The sequence below is a fragment of the Pacificitalea manganoxidans genome (genome assembly GCF_002504165.1).
Taxonomy (GTDB): Bacteria; Pseudomonadota; Alphaproteobacteria; order Rhodobacterales; family Rhodobacteraceae; genus Pacificitalea; species Pacificitalea manganoxidans.
Window position 1 is genome coordinate 1235337 of the sequence record NZ_CP021404.1, and the last position, 15521, is coordinate 1250857.

General features: G+C 62.2%; 16 protein-coding genes and 1 tRNA gene. 15 read left to right on the plus strand and 2 right to left on the minus strand.

The window, feature by feature from the left end; translation table 11 throughout:
- The first annotated feature begins 52 nt into the window (after positions 1–52).
- The 5 genes from infA to CBW24_RS05665 all read left to right on the plus strand — a co-directional run bounded on the left by infA (position 53) and on the right by CBW24_RS05665 (position 2293).
- Entirely contained in the window at positions 53–271 is a 219-nt protein-coding gene (gene infA / locus CBW24_RS05645) for a translation initiation factor IF-1 (protein ID WP_043869071.1), read from the plus strand.
- Between the two features lie 11 nt (positions 272–282).
- Positions 283–876 (plus strand): Maf family protein, encoded by a 594-nt coding sequence (locus CBW24_RS05650; protein ID WP_097372940.1) that lies wholly within the window; start codon positions 283–285, stop codon positions 874–876.
- Entirely contained in the window at positions 873–1898 is a 1026-nt protein-coding gene (locus tag CBW24_RS05655; RefSeq protein ID WP_097372941.1) for a ribonuclease E/G, read from the plus strand. Before CBW24_RS05650 ends, CBW24_RS05655 begins: the two co-directional genes overlap by 4 nt.
- Positions 1898–2092: a DNA gyrase inhibitor YacG gene (locus tag CBW24_RS05660; protein WP_088662083.1), complete on the plus strand. Its 195-nt coding sequence runs from the start codon at positions 1898–1900 to the stop codon at positions 2090–2092. The genes CBW24_RS05655 and CBW24_RS05660 overlap by 1 nt, the downstream gene beginning before the upstream one ends.
- 126 nt (positions 2093–2218) lie before the next feature.
- Positions 2219–2293, plus strand: a tRNA-Phe gene (locus CBW24_RS05665).
- 518 nt (positions 2294–2811) lie between these two features.
- Here the strand turns inward: CBW24_RS05665 and lhpI are convergent.
- Positions 2812–4488 carry a cis-3-hydroxy-L-proline dehydratase gene (lhpI, locus tag CBW24_RS05670; RefSeq protein ID WP_097372942.1) on the minus strand — a complete coding sequence of 559 codons (1677 nt, stop codon included), beginning with the start codon at positions 4486–4488 and terminating at the stop codon, positions 2812–2814.
- A gap of 164 nt (positions 4489–4652) precedes the next feature.
- Here lhpI and CBW24_RS05675 point away from each other — a divergent pair, with 164 nt between their 5' ends.
- The 10 genes from CBW24_RS05675 (at position 4653) to CBW24_RS05720 (ending at position 14168) form a co-directional block, all read left to right on the plus strand.
- Positions 4653–5390: a GntR family transcriptional regulator gene (locus CBW24_RS05675; RefSeq protein ID WP_157773078.1), complete on the plus strand. Its 738-nt coding sequence runs from the start codon at positions 4653–4655 to the stop codon at positions 5388–5390.
- 1 nt (position 5391) lies between these two features.
- The gene (locus CBW24_RS05680) at positions 5392–6546 is read left to right on the plus strand and encodes a mandelate racemase/muconate lactonizing enzyme family protein (protein ID WP_198405235.1); all 1155 of its coding nucleotides are present in this window, start codon (positions 5392–5394) and stop codon (positions 6544–6546) included.
- Positions 6547–6574: 28 nt separating this feature from the next.
- Entirely contained in the window at positions 6575–7609 is a 1035-nt protein-coding gene (locus tag CBW24_RS05685; protein WP_088662079.1) for a transporter substrate-binding domain-containing protein, read from the plus strand.
- Between the two features lie 57 nt (positions 7610–7666).
- The gene (locus tag CBW24_RS05690; protein WP_097372945.1) at positions 7667–8803 is read left to right on the plus strand and encodes an amino acid ABC transporter permease; all 1137 of its coding nucleotides are present in this window, start codon (positions 7667–7669) and stop codon (positions 8801–8803) included.
- Position 8804: 1 nt separating this feature from the next.
- Positions 8805–9884, plus strand: a complete 1080-nt coding sequence (locus CBW24_RS05695) for an amino acid ABC transporter permease (RefSeq protein WP_097372946.1) — start codon at positions 8805–8807, stop codon at positions 9882–9884.
- Positions 9877–10614 (plus strand): amino acid ABC transporter ATP-binding protein, encoded by a 738-nt coding sequence (locus CBW24_RS05700; protein ID WP_097372947.1) that lies wholly within the window; start codon positions 9877–9879, stop codon positions 10612–10614. The genes CBW24_RS05695 and CBW24_RS05700 overlap by 8 nt, the downstream gene beginning before the upstream one ends.
- Complete coding sequence (locus CBW24_RS05705; RefSeq protein WP_097372948.1) at positions 10611–11537, plus strand: ornithine cyclodeaminase family protein; 927 nt, start codon at positions 10611–10613, stop codon at positions 11535–11537. The genes CBW24_RS05700 and CBW24_RS05705 overlap by 4 nt, the downstream gene beginning before the upstream one ends.
- 23 nt (positions 11538–11560) lie before the next feature.
- Complete coding sequence (locus tag CBW24_RS05710; RefSeq protein ID WP_088662074.1) at positions 11561–12487, plus strand: aminotransferase class IV; 927 nt, start codon at positions 11561–11563, stop codon at positions 12485–12487.
- Positions 12484–13296, plus strand: coding sequence for a pyrroline-5-carboxylate reductase (gene proC, locus CBW24_RS05715; RefSeq protein WP_309764700.1), 813 nt, complete (start codon positions 12484–12486; stop codon positions 13294–13296). Before CBW24_RS05710 ends, proC begins: the two co-directional genes overlap by 4 nt.
- Before the next feature lie 284 nt (positions 13297–13580).
- A complete protein-coding gene (locus CBW24_RS05720; protein ID WP_097372949.1) occupies positions 13581–14168 on the plus strand; it encodes a HutD/Ves family protein in 588 nt (195 codons plus the stop codon).
- On the opposite strand, the gene CBW24_RS05725 is transcribed toward CBW24_RS05720, so the two are convergent.
- Entirely contained in the window at positions 14129–15487 is a 1359-nt protein-coding gene (locus tag CBW24_RS05725; RefSeq protein ID WP_097372950.1) for a formimidoylglutamate deiminase, read from the minus strand. The two genes, CBW24_RS05720 and CBW24_RS05725, sit on opposite strands and share 40 nt — an antisense overlap.
- Between the last annotated feature and the right edge of the window lie 34 nt (positions 15488–15521).

Genomic DNA, 15521 nt, shown 5'->3' on the forward strand with positions numbered 1-15521 from the left:
GCATTTATGCGCCGCCTGTGAAAACACGGGTTGACGCTGATATGGAGTACACATGGCCAAGGAAGAAATGCTCGAATTCCCCGGTGTCGTGAAGGAACTCCTGCCGAATGCGACATTTCGGGTCGAACTTGAGAACGGCCATGAGATCATCGCGCATACGGCAGGCAAGATGCGGAAAAACCGCATCCGTGTTCTGGCCGGAGACAAAGTGCAGGTCGAAATGACCCCCTACGACCTGACCAAGGGTCGCATCAACTATCGCTTCCGCTGATCGGCGGACGCATGACGCCTCGCCTGATCCTCGGATCGGCCAGCCCGCGCCGGCGGGAGCTGCTGGCCTCGATCGGGCTTGTGCCCGCCGATATTCGCCCCTGCGACATCGATGAAACCCCGCGCCGGGGTGAACTCGCGCGGCCCTATTGCAGCCGCATGGCGGTCGAGAAGGCCGCGGCCCTGTCGCTGGCTGACGGAGAGGTCGGCCTGACCGCCGATACCACCGTCACGCTGGGCCGCCGGATCATGGGGAAACCCGTGGATCGGGATGAAGCCCGGCGCTTTCTCAACGCGTTGTCGGGGCGGCGGCACCGGGTCATCACCGCGCTGGCCGTGCGCGATGGCGACCGGCTGCGCTGCCGCGATGTGGTGACGACGCTGAAAATGCGCCCCCTCGACCCGGTCGAGATCGAAACCTATCTCGACAGCGACGAATGGCAGGGCAAGGCCGGCGGCTACGGCATCCAAGGCCGCGCAGCCGCGTTCATTCCATGGCTGCAAGGATCGTGGTCCGCCGTGGTCGGTCTGCCTTTGTCGGAAACCGCCACGCTTCTGCGCTCCGCCGGGATCGTGCCGGGGCCGCAACAGGAGACCACCCCATGAAGGGCCTGCAAACGATTTTGGGGGAGTTGAACGGCCGCTCAGCCGCTGCGTTGATGCGCGACGGGCGGCTCGATGATCTGGTGTTCGATGGGGAGGCTGACGGCGCCCCCGGACCCGGTGCCATCCTGCGCGCGCGCTGTGATCGCCCGCTGAAAGGGCAGGGCGGCATGATCGTGGATCTGCCGGGGCATAAAGGCTTCCTGCGCGGCGCCAAAGGTCTGGCCGAAGGTCAGACGCTGCTTGTGATGGTCACGGGCCGCGCCGAGCCGGGCAAGGCCGTGCCCGTCACCACCCGCGTGATTTTCAAAAGCCGCTACGCCATCATTACCCCCGATGCGCCGGGGCGCAACGTGGCGCGCGGCATCCGCGACGACGACGCCCGCGACCGGCTGCAACTGCTGGCACATGAGGGCATGGTCGACGCGCCCGAAGGCTTCGGCCTGATCCTGCGCTCCGCCGCGGAGGAGGCCAAGGACGCCGACATCGCGCAGGACATCGCACAGATGCTCGACCTCGCCGTGGCCGTGACCTCGGACCTTGAGGATGATGGTCCTGAGCTTCTGCTCGATGCGCCCGATGCGGCTGAGGTCGCGTGGCGCGAATTCCCGGTGCTGCCAGCGGTGGGCGAGGATTTCGAGACCGCAGGCGTTCTGGATCAACTGGAGGCGCTGCGCCGTCCGGGCTTTGCCGCCGGGGGTGCGACCTCTTATGTGGAGCCGACCCGCGCGCTGATCGCCGTCGACGTCAATACCGGCGGCGATACCAGCCCCGCTGCTGCGCTAAAGGCGAACCTCGCCGTCGCGCGCGAACTGCCGCGCCAGTTGCGCCTGCGCGGGCTGGGCGGGCAGGTGGTGATCGACGTGGCGCCGATGCCCAAGAAGGACCGCAAGACGTTCGAGCACGCCCTGCGTGCCGCCTTCAAAACCGATCCGATAGAAACCGCGCTGGTCGGATGGACCCCGCTGGGCCATTTCGAATTGCAGCGCAAACGCGAACGTGTGCCGCTGACCGAGGTGCTGTGATGGCTTGTCCGATCTGCAACGAACCCACCGAGCATGAATATCGCCCGTTCTGTTCCAAACGCTGCGCCGACATCGATCTGGGCCGGTGGATGACCGGGGCCTATGCGGTGCCGTCGACCGACCCCGAAGACATCGAAGAAGCGCTCGAAGCTGCCGAGCGCGAGGCCGCCAAGGACACCCCCAAACCGCACTGACCCTGCTTGCCGCAAGGTCGTGGCAACACCCTGCGTCTCTGTGCGAATTTTTTGCGTCAGACCCTCTGGACACCCCCCCGCCCCCCGTCTAGAAGAGCGCCACCCCGAGCGGAAACGCTCACCCGTGCCCGGGTAGCTCAGGGGTAGAGCAGTGGATTGAAAATCCTCGTGTCGGTGGTTCGATTCCGCCCCCGGGCACCATTACACCAGAAAATTTACAACGTTTTCAGATTTTTAAAGATCTGAATTCGCTATTGGTCTCCTTTTTAGACCTCCCTATGACGTATGCTTGAAGCCTGCTGGTAGATTTCAAGAATAGTGCGCAATTCTGGCTCTGTCCCAACTGAGTTCTGCTTGTGCCTCAAGGATAGGGGGCATGGGCAAGCGCATGATCGGGCGAAATCACCGGGCGGCGTGTTTGCCAGGCAATTCTGCGGATCAAGTCAAGGCTGCCGGCTGACGAGCCAAAAACCATCCGCCGCCATGAGCGAGCACGCGCGGTGCTGCATCTCTGCAATTGTCAGCCACACACCGGAGCGCTGATATCCCGGCGATTTCAATTCGGGTTTCGTGCGCCACATGCGCTGTAGCCTTGGCCACTGGGGCCCCGCTGCGTTTGCGTCGCAATCTTTCAGTGGCCAGCGGAACAGCGGTCCAATCCCGCCATTCCAATTATCCGCCAGAGTTCCTTTGTTCTGTTGGCCTGTCCGGCCAAAGGATCACTGCAGCCAGATCGGCAGATCTTTTGGCATATGACCGCGCTCAGTGGCGGTTACACAATCGGCCAGACTGGCAAAGCGCACTGATCGTCCAGAAAGTCCTGGCGCATAGTGGGCGTATTTTCCTGAATTCGTCATCAGGGTTTTGGCCGTTGGCGGAAAGACCGGTTCCGAAATCGAGCACCAGCACAGGTCCTTGATGATGCGCACCCCTGCCTCTTCGAGCGTGGACAGCAGCCCCTCCTTTGCCGCATCTGCATAAGTCGTGCGGCTGAGGGTCACGATCATTGGGGTATTTGCGGTGCATTTGCGCCCCTGCATCAACCCTGCCAATCGTCTGGTTTCGCTAAGCGAAAAATGCGGACTTCCCAAAGCGACAAGATCGATTTCCGTCGGGCCGCTGTTCAACTGGACCCAAGCCTTTGCCAGTGTTTCGCGCGCCACCCGGTGCATCTCGGCGCCCGGCTTCGCCGTCCTGTCGCCCTCTGGGGTGATACCGCGAATATGCAGGATCGGCATGGCGGATGTGGTGCCGAAAGCGGCGCAAAGCGCCTTCAGGTCATCCTCGCCGATCGAAGCATTTTCGAGACCCTCGATCAGCGGGATGCGATCCGGCGCATGTTGGCCAGCAACCCAGCCGATCAGGGGCCAGATTGCTTCGTCGTAGTCTTCGGGCAGATCGAACCGAAGCCGCACCTGCGCCTGTCGGTTTTCGTCAAGATAAACCCCGGACAGGGGCGCGCGGCCTGTCATGGCGACAAAAAGATCAAAGAAGTCGGGGTGCTTTACGGTGCGTGCCCCCAGAACGCTATTGGCATAGATCACCGCATTTGATTCAGACCACCCGATATCCTCGCCCACCTTTGGCCGGTCGTCATCGAGATAAGGCGCGCAGGTGAATGTCGGGCGCGCTCCCATTTTGACATAGGCGCTGGCCAGACGGCTGGCCGGTTCGCCAAAGATCGGCGGCACGCCCTGGGAGCGCCAGTTTTCCTGATCGACCGAAATTGCATTCATCGTGGTGGGCACGGTCACCTCCGCGCCCATGTTCATGATCGTTTCCGCAAAGACCAAGTTCGCCCGGCCCGCATAGATACAGCCGTCAATATGCCCGCGGGTGATGTCGGTCAGCCGGGTCGCGCCCTGCACCACGCCCATGGTGAAAATCGCCTCCATCGCCAGTTTGACGGCCTCGCCCTGCGCCCCGTCCAGCATCGCCTGATCCTGCGGGGACAGCGCCAGCGCGGTGGGGTCGAGCGGGCTTAATTCCAGCGACAGATCATCGGCCACAAGCCGGTTGCCTATGATCTCGGCCTCGGGTTTCGCCGCCAACAGATCATAGCTCTCCCGCGTGAGCCGTAGCACCGCGACCGGCCTGTCAAACATCCGCGCGGCAATAAAGGCACCAAGGGTCAGGATGTCTTCGGCTTCGTGAAACACCAAGGCCGCCGGGGCATGCCCGTTCAGCGCCAGTTCCAGCAGCACACCACTGCCTGAGCAAGAGCCCCGGCTTGTCGGCATCATCACGATGTTTCCGGCCAGCGAAGCCCGGTGCTGGGGATGGTGGGCATCTTGGATGATGCCGGTGTCGGCATTCACGCCTCCCCAGAAGCTCAACCCTTCGGAGCAAGCAAGGACAGGCCCGCTGACGTTATGGGCCACAATGACCTGATCCATGTGCATGCACTCCTGCTTGCCTATTTTTTGGGCGGCTTTTCGTCATTCCAGGCGGGCTGCGGAAAATTCGGCCCGCCCTGACTTGCCTGATTGTGTATACACAAAGTAGACAAGATGAAACAAGACGAGTCGCTTGGACTGGTCGTGATTTCAGGGGGTGTGGCGTGACTGCGGAAAAACTGACCAAGCCATACCAGCGCGGGCTCGCCGCCTCTGAAATCCACGACATCCTGCGGGACGAGATCCTGACGCTGACGCTTGAACCGGGCTCACCGCTGGACGAGGTCGGACTTTCCAAGCGTTTCGCGGTGTCGCGCTCGCCTATTCGGGAAGCGCTCTATCGACTGACGTCAAATCGACTGGCCCAACGGTTGCCTAACCGGTCAACCATCGTCGCACCGGTCGATCTCACGCATTTTCCCGAATTCATTCAGGCGCTTGATGTGCAGCAGCGCCTTGCGACCCGGCTGGCGGCGCAGAACCGCACAGTCGAAGATATTGCCCGGCTGCGCGAGCTGGCGGATGCCTTCAACCTTTATATCGAAGAGACCGACGCACTGCAGATCATGCAGGCGAACTTTGCCTTTCACGTCGCCATCGCGGAGGCGGGGCGCAACCCGTATGTGGTCCGGCAATACCGGGTGCTGCTGTCCGAGGCGCGGCGTTTGCTGCATATTCACGTGCGGTTTCTCCACGCGGCGAACCGCAAACATGTGATGCGCGACCAGCACCATGATTTCGTCGACGCGATCGAGGCGCAGGACGTCCAGCAGGCAGATGCCATCGCGCACGCCCATTCGATGCAGTTTCACGACCGCTTTCTTGCGGCGCTCAACCATGTCCCCGACGACAGCTTTGACATCGGCAACCCGCCTGCGGTTACCCCGAAAGGGGGGGACTGACGTGCCCCGCATCACCCGCGCCACCCTTGCGACCCATGCAAACGACCTCGGCGGCAAGCTTTGGAATCCGGCGATACGGTGGACCGTGAAACATGCGGTTTTCGTGGTTCTCGAGGATGATGCAGGCAATACGGGTTTGGGAGAATGCTGGTGTTTCGACACCGCTCCGGAGGCGTTGCTGGCTTTCCTGCGCACTGAGGTTTTGCCGCATTTCGAAGGCGTGGATCTGGCGCATGTCGAAGGCATCACCAACCGTCTGATCGACCGCGCCACGCTGACCGCGCGCCACGGGATATTGACGTCGGCGTTGGCGGGCATCGACTTGGCGGTCTGGGACCTGCGCAGCCAGCAGGATGGGCTGCCCCTGTGGCGCAAACTCAACGCAAACGGCAGCGGCACCACATCGCTATACGCAAGTGGCGGACTTTACGGTCAGGACAAGACGGTTCACGACCTCGCCCGCGAAATGGCGGGATTTGCCGCGCAAGGATTTGGGCTGAGCAAGATGAAGATCGGCGGTTTGTCGATGGACGAAGACCTTGCCCGGGTCCATGCCGCTCTGGCCGCGATGCCAGCAGACGCGAAACTGATCGTCGACGGGGTCTACTCCTACTCCGCCCAAGAGGCGCGCCAAATCTACGAGGCCCTGCCCGAAGGTCGCATTGAGGCGTTTCAATCTCCGGTCAAGGCCTTTGACTTCGCAGGCATGGCTGAATTGTCACGCGCCGGCGTTCCGGTGATGGCGCTGGAGGCCGAATATCGCCGCGAAGTGCATGCGATGCTGGTGCACGAGGCGCAAATCGCCTTCCTGCAGACCGCTCCGATCGCCAGCGGCGGCGTGACCGGTGTCCGCGCGCTCGCCGATCTATGCTCTGGCACGCGCACGCGGTTGTCGCTGGAAGTGTCGTCGACCGGTGTCGCCCTGATGGCCGCATGCCACATCGCCGCCGCCGAACCTCTTGTGGCGCATGTGGAATATCACTCCGTCCATCAGGTGTATTTCAAAGAATTCGGGTTGGGCCCGGGCTTCGACCCCCGGACATTCACCTTGCCAGGCTCACCCGGGCTCGGCGTCTCGCTGCCGGAGCCGGAACTGTCGGCAGCCAATTACGGAAACGCGCCAGCCGCGTTCCAAGAACCGCAAAAGCGGCCATGACTCAAACTTTCCACAGACGGAGAAAACAATGACCAATTCCTTCATCAAACTTGCGGGCGCCGCGGCGCTTGCGCTGTCGGGCGTCACCGCCGCGAGCGCGCAAGAGGCCAATGTGCTCGATACCATCAAAGAGCGCGACAGCCTGCTGTGCACCGGCCATAACGGCAGCTATCTGGGCTTTGCCGAAGTTGATGGCGAAGGCGCGTGGCAGGGCTTTGACATCGAATTCTGCAAGGCGTTGGCCACCGCGATCCTTGGCAGCCCCGACAAGCTTCAGGTGATCCCCGTCAGCTTTGCCCAGCGTTTTCCGGCGCTGCAATCGGGCGATGTCGATGTGATCATCAAGGTCACCGGCTGGACGCAATCGCGCGACACCGATCTTGGCCTGCAATATTCGCGCCCCTATTTCATCGGCCCGTTCTACACGATGGCCAAGACCGAGCTGGGCGCTCAAACGATCGCAGATCTCGACGGCGGCGTGTTCTGCGTCAACGCCGGCACCACGGTCGAGCGGGTTTTGGCGGATTACATGGAAGTCAACGGCGTCACCTACGAGCCGCTGGCCTTTGAAAAGGGCGAAGAGCTGCGCGCGGCATTCTACAACGGTCGCTGTGATGCCATCGCGGGCTTCGGCCCGTTCCTGTCGGCCACCCGCGTCAATGCCCCCGATCCCGAAGCCTTCACCATCCTTGGCGACGTGATGAAGCTGGAGCCCGAAGGTATCGTCGTCCGTCAGGGTCAGGACGATTTCCTTGATGTCATCAACTGGATGGTCAGCGCCCTGCTGATGGCCGAGGAAAACGGCATCACCCAGGCCAATGTCGATGACATGAAAGCCAACCCGCCGTCGCCCACCATCGAGCGTCTGCTGGGTGTCACCCCCGGTGTAGGCGAGCGCATGGGGCTGAGCGATGACTGGGCCTACAACGTGATCAAAACCGTCGGCAACTACGGCGAAATCTATGATCGCACCGTTGGCGAAGGGTCGCGCTACAAACTGCCGCGCGGCCTGAACAATCTGTGGAACAACGGCGGCGTGCTTTACCCGCTGGTTCTGGACTAACCGAAGTCGAAGAGCCGCCCGCACGGGGCGGCTCTTCCCTCAGTCGGAAAAGCATTCATGCAACAGATCCTCGCATCACGCCGCTTCAGACGGGTGGCGATTCAGGCCGGTTTCATCGCCCTCATCATATTGGTGACCGTTGGCCTCGTCGTGACCACACAGCGCAACATCGTCGCTCAGGGTATCGCCACCGGGTTTGGCTTTCTCGAACGCACGACCGGCTGGCCGATCAACTTTTCAGTGATCGAGGTCAGCGCGCGGTCGACCTATGCGCGGATCATCCTGGCCGGGCTGCTCAACACCATGTTGGTCGGCTTTCTGACGCTGTTCTTTGCCTCCATCCTCGGCGTGATCCTCGCGCTGCTCCGGGTGTCGCGCAACACGCTCATGCGGCTGGTCGGCACCACCTATATCGAGGTGTTTCGCAATGTGCCCGTCGTGTTGCAGGTGTTCTTTTGGTACGCTGTCCTGACCCATCTGCCCGGCCCGAGAGAGGCGCACAGCCTTGCCGGTGTCGCGATGTTGTCGAACCGCGGGATCGTGCTGCCGGGCTTTACCTTCGTGGAAAACGGGTTGGTTTATCTGGCGCTTGGGGTCGTGGCTGCCGGTCTCTGGCTGTGGCTGACGCGCGAACGGCTGGGCCGTGCCATCCGCTTTGGTGTCGGGTTTGGCGGGGTTGCAGTGCTGTTCTTGACGCTGGTCGTGCTGGGCCATGAGGCGGGCACGCCGATCCTGTCGCTGCCGGAGCTTAAAGGTCTGCGCATTGCCGGTGGCGTGACGTTGAAGCCGGAAATGACGGCGCTTGTCGTGGGCCTCGTGCTGTTCGGCGCCGCCTATATCGGCGAGATCATCCGCGGCGGTCTGATCTCCGTTGACCGGGGCAAGCTGGAGGCAGGGCGCGCCCTGGGCCTCAGCGCCTTTCAGATCAACCGCCTGATCCTTGTGCCGCTGGCGCTGCGCGCCTCGCTGCCGTCGCTGACCAACCAGTATGTCTGGCTGATGAAAGCAACGACCGTGGGCCTTGCCGTAGGCTACCCCGATTATTTTGCCGTGATTTCGACCTCGATCAACCAAAGCGGCCAGACACTCGAACTTCTGGCGCTGCTGATGGGTGGGTTCATCGTGCTCAACTACTCGATTGCCTTTGTGATGAACGCGATCAACGACCGTATCAAGATCAAGGGGAGAAGTTGAGATGAGCCTTGCCCTCGACAATCCGGGAAACGCGACAGGCTTTCTCGCCCGGCTGCGCAAAAACTTCTTTGCCACCAAATTCGATGGCGTCATGTCGGTGGCCTTTGGCGCGCTGATCGTCTGGCTGCTCATGTCGATCGCCGACTGGGCGATCTTTGACGCGATCTTCCGGCTCGAAAACCGCGATCAATGCACTTATGACGCCGGGGCCTGCTGGGCAGTGATCGAAAGCCGGGGTCGGCTGATCATGTTCGGGCTCTATCCTTACGCCGAACAGTGGCGCTCGACCTTGGCGTGCCTTGTCATCATCGTAACGATGGTTTTGTCCTGCGTGCCTTTGTTCTGGTCGATCCGGCGGTTGCCGATGCTCTGGGTAGGCGGCTTTGCCATCTTCGTTTTGCTGATGCGCGGCGGGTTCTGGAACATGCCGCTGGTCACATCTGAACAGTGGGGCGGTCTGGCGCTGACCCTGTTCATCTTTTCGGCGGTCTTCGTCATCGGGATGCCCTTGGCGGTGCTGTTCGCGCTGGCGCGGCGCTCTGACTTGCCGGTGATTGCCAAGGCCTTCGGCCTGTTGATCGACTTCGTCCGCTCGCTGCCTTTGCTGACGATCCTGTTTGCCGCCGCCGTGGTGGTGCCGCTGATTGCTCCCGAAGCGTTGCAGGGCAACAAGCTGATGCGCGTGGTGGTGGCATTCGCGGTGTTCTTTGCCGCCTATCAGGCCGAGATCATCCGCGCCGGGCTGCAATCCACCTCCGCCGGGCAGGAAGAGGCTGCCGTCGCGCTAGGGATGCCCTATTGGTCTTTGGTGGCCGACATCCTGCTGCCGCAGGCATTCCGCAACACGCTGCCCTCGACGATCAACCAGGCGGTCATCACCTTCAAGGAAACCTCGATCGTGACCTTTGTTGGTTTCTTCGAGCTTATGGCCTCGGGCAATGCCGCCATCGGCACAGGCGAATGGGGCAACCAATATGTCGAGGTCTATATTTTCCTCGCCTTCATCTACTTCATTTTCGTCTTCGGACTGTCGCGTTATGGCGCGTGGCTGGAAACCCGCATGAGGCTCGGACATGGCTGATCCCGCAATCCATATTCAATCCGTCGATAAATATTACGGCGACTATCACGCGCTGCGCGACATCAATCTTGATGTGCCTGATGGCCAGACGCTGGTGATCTGTGGCCCGTCCGGGTCGGGCAAATCCACTCTAATCCGCTGTATCAACGGGCTGGAAACCTATGCGTCGGGCACGGTCGAGGTTCTGGGCCTTGCCGTGGGCGATGACCGGCACTTGTGCAATTTGGTGCGCAAACAGGTCGGCATGGTGTTTCAGAACTTCAACCTGTTTCCGCATCTGACGATTTTAGAGAACTGCGTGCTGCCGCAGATCCGCGCCATTGGCAAAGACCGCGCTGCCGCCACCGAAGAGGCGCTGTCGCAACTGGCCAAGATGCAGGTGCAGGAGCATGTCGACAAATACCCCGATCAGCTTTCGGGAGGTCAGCAGCAACGGGTGGCTCTGGCGCGCGCGCTTTGTCTGAAGCCAAAGATCATGCTGTTTGACGAGCCGACCTCGGCGCTTGATCCGGAAATGATCTCGGAAGTGCTGGACGTCATGCAGGCCCTCGCGCGCGAGGATATGACCATCATCTGCGTCACCCATGAAATGGGCTTTGCCCGTGCCGTGGCCGACCGGGTGATCCTGATGGCCGAAGGCCGGATCGTCGAAGAAGGCACAGCAGAGCAAATGTTTAACGCGCCGACCCATCAGATCACCCGCGATTTCATGAAAGCGGTGCAACGATGAAACTGGTGACCCGCGCATCATATGGCGACCGCATCGACTGGACCCGGATCGTCGATGCCATCGCAGCGGGCCACCGGATGCCTCCCGCGCAAATCGAGGATGTCTTCCTCGGGCCGCCGGGGCGCACCCTGCTAAGCCGCGCGGCCTGGATCGAAGGACTGGGCTATGGCGTCAAGAGCGTGACGGTCATGGCCGAGAATACGTCCCGTGGCCTGCCAACGGTCCAAGGCGCCATGTTGGTGTTCGAAGACCGGGCCGGGGCGCTGATCGCCACCATCGAGAGCGCTTTGGTGACCGATCTGAAGACCGCCGCGGATTCCGCTCTTGGCGCGCGCCATCTGGCGCGACAGGACAGCAAGACGCTGCTGATCCTCGGGGCAGGGCAGGTGGCGCGCAACGTTGCCGCCGCCTATCGACAGATCTTCCCCGGTCTGGAGCGTATTCTGCTGTGGAACCGCACATCCGAAAAGGCCGCCGCGCTGGCCGCGGACCTCGCCGCCAGCGGGCTGCCTGCCGAAGCCGTGAGTGACGTTGCAAGTGCCGCAGCGCAAGCCGACATCATCGTCACCGCCACTATGTCGAGTGACCCGGTGCTGCACGGCGATTGGATCACCCCCGGCACGCATGTGGACCTGATAGGCGCCTTCCGCGCGGAAATGCGCGAAGCCGACGATGCGCTGCTGCAGAAAGCGCGGATCTTCGTCGATAGCCGCGACACCACGCTACACCACATCGGCGAACTCAAGATCCCGCTAGCAAGCGGCGCGATCACCGAGGCCGATGTTCTGGCCGATCTCTATCAACTCGATCAGGGCCATGCTGGGCGTACCGGCCCGGACGATATCACCGTTTTCAAGAATGGCGGCGGGGCGCATCTGGATCTGATGACCGCCTTCGCCATCCTTGGCGACGCCGACCGCTAAACTGCTGAATAAGGATAAGATCCATGTTGGATGAAAAACAGACTTCGCACGATGCCGAAGAAGATCCCCGCAACCTTGACACCAAGGTCTATGTGAACGGCGAGATCGTGCATCGCGACGAAGCGAAGGTATCGGTCTATGACAGCGGCTTCATGCTGGGTGACGGCATGTGGGAAGGGATGCGGCTTTACAACGGCAAATGGGCCTTCTTCGAAGAGCACATGGATCGTTTCTTTGGCTCCTGCCACGCGGTGTCTTTGGATGTTGGCATGGACCGCGCCGGCATCCTCGATGCGCTGAACCGCACGGCAGAAGCGAACGGCATGACGGACAACGCCCATTGCCGCCTGATGCTGACCCGGGGCAAGAAAGCCAAACCTTATCAGCACCCCTCGCTGAGCCGCAGCGGCCCGACGCTGGTGATCATCATGGAACATTCCAAGCCTTCCGCTGCGTTGCAGACGCGCGGCATCACTCTGGCGACCGTTCCGCAGGTCCGTGGTCTGCCCATGAGCCAAGATGCCAAATACAACAGCCACTCGAAACTGAACTGCGTATTGGCCTGCATCCAAGCCCAGCAGGTCGGTGCGGACGAAGGCCTGATGCTTGACCCGCATGGCTTCGTGAACACGACCAACGCCTGCAACTTCTTCATCGTGCGAAAGGGCGCGGTTTGGACCTCGACCGGGGATTACTGCATGGCCGGGGTGACCCGCCAAAAGGTGATCGACCTGTGCAAGGCCAACGACATCCCGGTCTATGAGCGCAACTATTCCCTTTATGAAACCTACAGCGCGGATGAGGCCTTCATGACCGGCACCTTTGGCGCCCAGACCCCGGTGGGCGTCATCGACGGCAAAAAAATCGGCAACGGCGAACGCCCCGTGATGGAACGCATTCAGGCCCTCTATAAGGATCTGATCCGCGCCGACACAGGAGCGACGCTGTGAAGGCGATCAACGACCGCGGCATGGTCGTGATCGGCTGTGGGTTCATGGGCAAGGCGCTGCTGGAGGGCTGGCTTGCCAGCGGCGTCAAGCCTGAGGCCATCCATGTGCAAGACCCTGCACCCTCAGACTGGCTGAAGGCACAGACCGGGTTTCACCTGAACAAGGATCTTCCCGCCAACCCTGCGGTTCTGGTCATCGCGACCAAGCCGCAGGTTCTGGCCGAAGTCCTGCCGCCGCTGGCGCATTTCGGTGACGGCGACACCATCGTCGTGACCATCGCAACTGGCGCGCCGCTGGCCTATTACGAAGCGAGTTTTGGTGCGAAAACGCCAGTGGCCCGCGCCATGCCGAACCTGCCCGCCGCTGTCGGCGCAGGCGTGACCGTCTTTGCTTGCAACGCCAATGTCAGTGATGCCCAGGCCGAGCTCGTCGCCGATCTGTTCAACGCCGTCGGCACAGGGATCGCACTGGCGGACGAAGAGCAGATGCACGCCGTAACCGGCATCTCCGGTTCCGGCCCGGCCTATGTCTTTGCCATGGCCGAAGCCATGACCAAGGCCGGCGAAGCGATGGGATTGCCGAGGGATCTTGCCTCGACGCTTGCGGTGCACACCATCGCCGGTGCAGGCGCGATGATGCGTGAAGCAGACACCGAAGCCGGTGATCTTCGGCGTGCGGTCACCTCCAAGGGCGGCACCACGGCGGAAGCACTCAAGCACCTCATGGCCCCCGGAACTGGGCTATTCGACCTGATGGAAAAGGCCTCGGGCGCATCGCGCGACCGAAGCATCGAACTTAGCACGCCATAAGCGCTCGATTGGGGCTTGAAGCCGGCACCACCATCAGTGCCTCCAGACCCTAGGGTTTGGAGGCACTGATTTTATCCGAGCGTCGTGCTTCACCATCGGAAAACGGAGCGATGACATACCCTCCGGAGCGCGGCCGCCCCGTAAGCGCTTGATCTGTTGGTAGCTCGCATCGGCTGGGTTCAGTTCCCCTCGGGCGCGGCGATGCTTGCGCTTCCAATGTATATACTTAGGCTGTCTCTCAACGGTGTGCTGTGCCGGACTTTGTGGCGCGTGGTGGAGGCGATATGCAGATTTTGCAGCTTGCCGAGTTGATCGAAACGCCTTGGCGCAATGGCGGCGGTGTGACGCGCGGGATCGCAACAGGGGTCGTGTCCGATCGCGTGGCGTGGACGATCAGCCGGGCTGATGTGGCGCGGGATGGGGCGTTCTCGGATTTCTCGGGGATGGAGCGTGTGCTGACCGTCGTCTCTGGCGGGGCGATGCGGCTGGAGGGGCCGGATGTAGCGTTCGACGCCGTGCCGTGGGCGCCGGTCCGGTTTGACGGAGGGCTGCCCATCGTGGCGCGCCTTCGGGACGGCCCTCTGACGGATCTCAACTTGATGTTCGACCCGACCCTGTGCAGCGGCGATGTCGTCACGCGGCGCGGGCCGGGCGGGCAGGGTGCGTCCTGCCCGCAGCGGGGTCTTCTGGCCTATCATGTGCTGTCGGGCGCGCCGCAGGTCGGGGCGCGGGCCTTGGGTGTCGGCGATACCCTGTTCATGGAGCCTGCCGATCAGGCACCTGTGCTTGGCCACGGTGATGCAGTTCTTGAAATCCGGCTGAGCTATCGCGGTCAGAGCGACGCCATCAAGCTGCGCATCGCGGCGCGGTAGGTTGCGACGATCTCATTACGTTTGATGTGCGTGCCCGATTGCACCGCGTGGCGGCCTGCGGACCAGACATCGGTGACGACATCGTCCTTGGCCGCGAAGACCAGCCCGTCGAGGATCTGATCGCGCCGCAAGGCACAGAGCGCGGGCGCGTTACTGTCGATCGCCACCAGATCGGCCCATGCGCCAACAGCGAGGTGGCCTGCGTCGCGCCCCAGGGCCTGCGCGCCGCCCTTGGCCGCCCCGGAATAGAGTGTGTCGCCCACCGATCCTTCGCCAACCACCATGACATTGCGGGCGATGTCCCGCAGGCGCTGGGAATATTCCAATGTCCTCAGCTCCTCGGTCAGGGATATGAGCACGTTGGAATCCGATCCGACACCAAACACCCCGCCCGCCGTCAGATAGCCGGGACCGTTGAACGGGCCGTCGCCAAGGTTCGCCTCCGTCACCGGACACAGCCCCGCCACCGCGCCAGAGCGGGCCATGTCTGCGGTCTCGCGTTCGGTCATATGGGTGGCATGGATCAGGCACCATTCCGGCGTCACATCGGCGTTGGAAAGCAGCCATTCAACCGGGCGCGCGCCCAGCCAGCGCTCGATATCGTCCACCTCTTTCGGCTGTTCGGCGATGTGGATGTGCACGGGGCCCGATTTCCGAGCGGCGAGCAGGCTGTGCAGATCGTGGGGGGACGTGGCCCGCAGGGAATGCGGGGCGATGCCCACGCGGCAATCGGCGGGCAGATCGGTCACCGCAGCTTCCGCCTGTGCCGCCAGTTCTGCGAAACGGTCCACCGAGTTGCCGAACCGGGCCTGTCCGGCCTGAAGCGGCTGCTGCCCCGCGCCCCCATAGGTGTAGAGCACCGGCAGATGCGTCAGTCCGATGCCCGTGGCTGCCGCTGCCGCCATGATCCGCACCGACAATTCGCCCAGATCGTCATAGGGCGCACCGCCCGGCTGGTGATGCAGGTAGTGAAATTCCCCGACGCTGGCGAAACCGGCCTCTTGCATTTCCATGAACACCAGCGCCGCGATGGCTTCGACCTGCTCCGGGGTGAGCGCGCCGGTGAAGCGATACATCAGATCGCGCCATGTCCAGAAACTGTCCCTCCCGGCCATGCGATATTCGGTCATCCCCGCCATTGCCCGCTGAAAGCTGTGGCTGTGCAGGTTGGCCAGCGCGGGCAGCAGCGTATCGACACAGGTATCGCCCGGCTGCGCCGTCTGATCTGTCTTGATGGCGGTGATGCGGCCCTCCGCCAGCGAGAGACGGACATTCATTGCCCAGCCGGTGGGCAGTTTGGCATGCGCGGCAAAAATCATCGGGCGACCTTTCGCTTTTATGTATAGACATAAT

What these genes read in the sequence shown, in the direction of transcription:
- CBW24_RS05710 (WP_088662074.1), top strand. Translation starts at nt 11,561, where the DNA reads ATGTTGGATGAAAAACAGACTTCGCACGATGCCGAAGAAGATCCCCGC.
- infA (WP_043869071.1), top strand. Translation starts at nt 53, where the DNA reads ATGGCCAAGGAAGAAATGCTCGAATTCCCCGGTGTCGTGAAGGAACTC.
- CBW24_RS05650 (WP_097372940.1), top strand. Translation starts at nt 283, where the DNA reads ATGACGCCTCGCCTGATCCTCGGATCGGCCAGCCCGCGCCGGCGGGAG.
- CBW24_RS05655 (WP_097372941.1), top strand. Translation starts at nt 873, where the DNA reads ATGAAGGGCCTGCAAACGATTTTGGGGGAGTTGAACGGCCGCTCAGCC.
- CBW24_RS05700 (WP_097372947.1), top strand. Translation starts at nt 9,877, where the DNA reads ATGGCTGATCCCGCAATCCATATTCAATCCGTCGATAAATATTACGGC.
- CBW24_RS05685 (WP_088662079.1), top strand. Translation starts at nt 6,575, where the DNA reads ATGACCAATTCCTTCATCAAACTTGCGGGCGCCGCGGCGCTTGCGCTG.
- CBW24_RS05690 (WP_097372945.1), top strand. Translation starts at nt 7,667, where the DNA reads ATGCAACAGATCCTCGCATCACGCCGCTTCAGACGGGTGGCGATTCAG.
- lhpI (WP_097372942.1), bottom strand. Translation starts at nt 4,488, where the DNA reads ATGGATCAGGTCATTGTGGCCCATAACGTCAGCGGGCCTGTCCTTGCT.
- CBW24_RS05695 (WP_097372946.1), top strand. Translation starts at nt 8,805, where the DNA reads ATGAGCCTTGCCCTCGACAATCCGGGAAACGCGACAGGCTTTCTCGCC.
- CBW24_RS05705 (WP_097372948.1), top strand. Translation starts at nt 10,611, where the DNA reads ATGAAACTGGTGACCCGCGCATCATATGGCGACCGCATCGACTGGACC.
- CBW24_RS05725 (WP_097372950.1), bottom strand. Translation starts at nt 15,487, where the DNA reads ATGATTTTTGCCGCGCATGCCAAACTGCCCACCGGCTGGGCAATGAAT.
- CBW24_RS05720 (WP_097372949.1), top strand. Translation starts at nt 13,581, where the DNA reads ATGCAGATTTTGCAGCTTGCCGAGTTGATCGAAACGCCTTGGCGCAAT.
- CBW24_RS05660 (WP_088662083.1), top strand. Translation starts at nt 1,898, where the DNA reads ATGGCTTGTCCGATCTGCAACGAACCCACCGAGCATGAATATCGCCCG.